Origin of the sequence: Flavobacterium sp., assembly GCF_044341185.1 — a bacterium.
Lineage (GTDB): Bacteria > Bacteroidota > Bacteroidia > Flavobacteriales > Flavobacteriaceae > Flavobacterium.
This window is the reverse complement of record NZ_JBIISE010000065.1, coordinates 1-3230: the sequence shown is the minus strand read 5'-3', so window position 1 is coordinate 3230 and position 3230 is coordinate 1. Positions and strand designations below refer to the sequence as shown.

At 28.1% G+C, this 3230-nt stretch carries 2 protein-coding genes; one reads left to right on the top strand and one right to left on the bottom strand.

The features are described from left to right. On the top strand, nucleotides 1–1287 hold a 1287-nt coding region (locus tag ACIQZ1_RS09575; RefSeq protein ID WP_396160834.1), incomplete at its 5' end, for a thioredoxin-like domain-containing protein. A gap of 63 nt (nucleotides 1288–1350) precedes the next feature. Here the strand turns inward: ACIQZ1_RS09575 and ACIQZ1_RS09570 are convergent. Then, nucleotides 1351–3177 carry a hypothetical protein gene (locus ACIQZ1_RS09570; protein WP_396160832.1) on the bottom strand — a complete coding sequence of 609 codons (1827 nt, stop codon included), beginning with the start codon at nucleotides 3175–3177 and terminating at the stop codon, nucleotides 1351–1353. Nucleotides 3178–3230 lie beyond the last annotated feature (53 nt).

Below are 3230 nucleotides of genomic sequence, written 5' to 3'. Positions count from 1 at the left end.
ACCGGTATTTATTCAATTGTAAGTCAACAGAAAACCATTTATTTTGATTTTTTTGTAGATGAACGAAATCAGAAATTAGAATTCAATAATGAAAAAGAACCTGACAATATTCAAGGTCTATTTGTATTAAATTCTCCTTCACAATCTAATTTTATTGACTATTTGAAATTTGTAAGTAAACAAAATATTAATTTTATTAACTACAAAAACAGCGTGAATCTTAAAGACAAAAAAGACTCGCTTTTATTAGTTGAAAAACAAAAAGAAATTGAGAAAGAAATTACTATTTATGAGAAAGATTTTTATAATAAAAACGAAACTTCTTTTATTGGGAATGTTGTAAATTTTAAAATAGAAAAAATTCTTGAAAATGTGCCAACTGCTTCAAATGGTAGACCAGATAGTTTGATGGTATATAACTATTATAAAAAACACTTCTGGGATAACGTGAATTTCAAAGCTAATGAAACGATGAGAAACCCGTTTTTTTTTAATAAACTCAAAAAGTACTTCGAGACAGTTATTGTACAAAATCCAGATTCAATAGTTGTTGAATTAGATAGAATTTTGGAAAAAACAGAAAAAGGAAGTGATTTAAAAAAAACCTTATTGGCTCATTTTATTAATTATTATGAGACGTCAAAAATTATGGGTTTTGATAAAGTATTCGTACATCTTTCGGATGCCTATTTAAAAAAGGGAGAAGGTGCCGGAATTTATAAAGACGAAACTGTAATTAATTCGATAATAAAAAGAGCTGATTTATTAAAACCATTGTTAGTAGGCTCTATTGCTCCTGAATTATATTTAATTCAAGTTAAAGATTATGCTGCTATCAATAAAATGGGTTTCAATACTATTAAAGACAGTAATGATGTTACCAATAAATACTATTCAAATGTAGATGAAATTAATAAAATGTTTTTAACGCTTCAATCTGTAACTTCAGATTATATAATATTAGTTTTTTGGGATGTAGATTGTGGTCATTGTCAAACGGAAATACCAAAATTGTTGGCTGTTTATAATGATTTAATCAAACAAGAAAAAAATGTAAAAGTAATTTCAGTATATACAATGCACGATGGTGAAAAATTTTTAAATTACACCATAAAGAATGGTTTAACAAATTGGACTAATGTATATGATGGCGTTTATATAAATAACTTAATTAATAAATATGATGTTTACTCAACCCCAGTGATTTATATACTTGATAGTAATAAGAAAATTATTGCCAAAAAAATTAGTGTGGAACAAGTAAAGGAAATAATAAGTAAAAAATAATTTTCTTTTCTTTGATTTTGTAAAGACACTATTTTAGTGTCATATTTTCTAAATAAATCACTATCAATATCCAATCAAACTAGGTTTTGAAATTTCAAAATTCTGTAAACCAAAATCGGAAGTAGAAAGCGCATTTGTTTTATACATAGGATTGCCATCCGGAATAGATGGGTAATACGATAGTGAAAATTGAAACGAGCTAAAAACAAGAAAGTCATTACTGATAATTAAGCCCATACTTATTTGTGAATACAATTTGCTATCGCTGAATCCACTATTTTCTTGTCCTAACATTCCAGCTGTATAACTTAAATATGGGTTTAGACGGAAACCTAAAAATCGCCACGGCGAATACCCTTGAGATTGTATTGTCATAAGTAATTTTTTTGTGCCAAAAAGTGTAGTACTGTTAAATCCTTCAATACCATTTTGGCCCTCATTTAATGTAAGTCTATCGTAATTAGAATTTAATCGGTTGTTGCCTACTATTAATTGAGGTTTAATAAAATGCCTGAATTTCCACTTTCCATATTCTTGTAAATTGGTAAAATAAATCAGTTGCAAACTGGTAGCTGTTTGATTCGTTTTTCCCAAATCTAAAAAGGTACCAAATTCTAAATTAGTACTTAAATAGCCAAATTTATAAAACCTACCCAATGCCATTTTCCCTCCAGCATAAAATTTGTATTCGTCATATTTTTTTTGATATCCCGTGGTTACACTGTATACAAAACCAGACGCCACGTCTTCTACCACATTAAAATCGAAAATATATTTGTCTTGTGTAAATTTCCTTGATGTAATTCCTAAAGTAATTAAATATAGTTTTTCTACATTGTAAATATTTAAACTATCAGCATTAATAAAAGGTGTGTCACTGTAATTCTTATTAAAATATCGGGCACTTGTAATAAAATTTGTAGTTCTATTAAATTCGGAATTTCCTTTATTTAATTGGAAAGAACGCCCTAACCAATAGTCTTGATAATTGAATTTTGAGTTTTGACTTCTAATTATTTGATTGGCATCTAAAGCATTAATTTTGCTAAAATTTTGTCCGAACTGAATTCCACCTGCCCATCGCGTATAAGCTGAAAAAAAGGGTCTTTCAATAGTAACCGATTTATCGTAATTTCTATCAAAATCAATATCATATTTAAGACGGGTACTTATAAATGAATTTTTTATAGTAGGCACAAAGTAATTAAAGCTGTAACCAAATTGTTTGCTGGTTAAACTTTTGGTGTACGAATTGGCAAGTTCGTGTCCTAAACCAAATATATTTCTTTCTCTAAGATAAAATTTTGTTTTGGTAGTTGTTGGCGATACATCTGGTGCCAAGCTCCAAGAATCTAAAATGGTAATTAGTACATCTACAGAATCTTGTGCAACCAATTTCATTTCAGATGATACACTTCTAGTAAACCGTTGGCTTCTAATTATCCTTTCGGATTCTTTCATTAAAAGCGAATCTAACGGTGCGTTTTTCTTAATAAGAAGCAAATTCTTTATTGCAAATCGTTTCGTTTTTACGTGTAACGAATTTCCTGCTTTATCAATAAATTTCTTTGGCACTTTTGTGGAATCCGTATCTGAATATCCAAAAGGATCTAACGTTTTTATTTCGATATTTCGAATAATTTTTCCTTCAAAAGTGAGGTAGTTTTTGGTTTGTGTTTTTTGAAAATTACTTTTTGTTATTTTTTGTGTTTCGACCGAATGAAAAATAAACTTATGAATAAATTTCGTAAACTTTCTTTTTTTAGAATATTTTTCAATTGCTCGATAGCCTTTTGAAGTATCTTTTTTTATCTGATTTTCTTGTGCTAAGGCGACTTGATAACTAAAAAGTATCAATATGTAAAGGCCTATTTTGTGTTTGAAAATCATGAATGTTTTAAATTTCAAAAATACTATTAAATTTCATAGCATACCATATTTCT

Excerpts from the sequence above, each read along its gene's own strand:
- ACIQZ1_RS09570 (WP_396160832.1), bottom strand. The coding sequence starts at position 3,177 with ATGATTTTCAAACACAAAATAGGCCTTTACATATTGATACTTTTTAGT.